The organism is Streptomyces alkaliphilus (assembly GCF_014141535.1).
Taxonomy (GTDB): Bacteria; Actinomycetota; Actinomycetes; order Streptomycetales; family Streptomycetaceae; genus Streptomyces; species Streptomyces alkaliphilus.
In genome coordinates, this window is the sequence record NZ_VKHT01001463.1 from 1 (window position 1) to 889 (window position 889).

Genomic DNA, 889 nt, shown 5'->3' on the forward strand with positions numbered 1-889 from the left:
CACCGCACCCCCGAGGAGCCCGGGACCGCCGATATCCACCGGTGGTCCCGGGCTCCCGCCGTGTCCGGTACGCGCCCCACCCGTTCCACCCGAATTGTCAGTGGCGGGTGCTGAAATGGAGACATCGGGAGAACACCGAAGGCACCGGGAACCCCGGGGTCGTGAGGAAGCGGGAGGCCCGCCATGTCGACGATGGTCCGCACGACGCCCCGGGCGCTGATGGAGCGCCGTCGGCGGCTGCTCGCAGACATCCACATGGGTTACGAGGAGCTGCGCACCCGTGCCTTCACCTACAGCCTCACCGCCGAGGAGCTGGCCGTCTGGCACGCGGTGCAGGACATCGACCGACTGCTGAACTGCGACGGCTGGTACATACGCGTCGAGGACCGGGACCTGTACGCGGTGGCGTGAGCGGCGGGCCCACCACGCCGCCCCGCCGGGAGGGGGTCAGCGGGCGCCGACCGCCAGCACGCCGTCGGTGGGCACGATCTCCCGTCCCAGCGGCATCAGCGAGATCGGGATCATCTTCAGGTGCGCGATCCCGAAGGGGATGCCGATGATCGTCACGAAGAAGCCGACAGCCGCCACCACGTGGCCGATGGTGATCCAGATGCCGGCCACGATCAGCCAGACGACGTTGCCCACGCCGGAGGCGACCCCGGCGTCGGACCGCTGTCGCGCGGTGTACCCGAAAGGCCACAGCGCGTATACGGCCAGCCGGAAGCAGGCGATCCCCCAGGGGATGGTGATGATCAGGATGCAGCAGATCACGCCGGCGACCAGGTAGCCGAGCGCCATCCACACCCCCGAGAAGATCAACCAGAGAATGTTGAGCACGAGCCTGATCACGGTGGGGATCCCTTCCGAGGGGGTGGGTGAACTGTGGGCG

At 68.7% G+C, this 889-nt stretch carries 2 protein-coding genes; one reads left to right on the forward strand and one right to left on the reverse strand.

Annotated elements, in window-relative coordinates; translation table 11 throughout:
- Positions 1-183 precede the first annotated feature (183 nt).
- Positions 184-411: a hypothetical protein gene (locus tag FNQ90_RS25110; RefSeq protein ID WP_182608415.1), complete on the forward strand. Its 228-nt coding sequence runs from the start codon at positions 184-186 to the stop codon at positions 409-411.
- Positions 412-447: 36 nt separating this feature from the next.
- On the opposite strand, the gene FNQ90_RS25115 is transcribed toward FNQ90_RS25110, so the two are convergent.
- A complete protein-coding gene (locus FNQ90_RS25115) occupies positions 448-846 on the reverse strand; it encodes a YccF domain-containing protein (RefSeq protein WP_182608416.1) in 399 nt (132 codons plus the stop codon).
- Between the last annotated feature and the right edge of the window lie 43 nt (positions 847-889).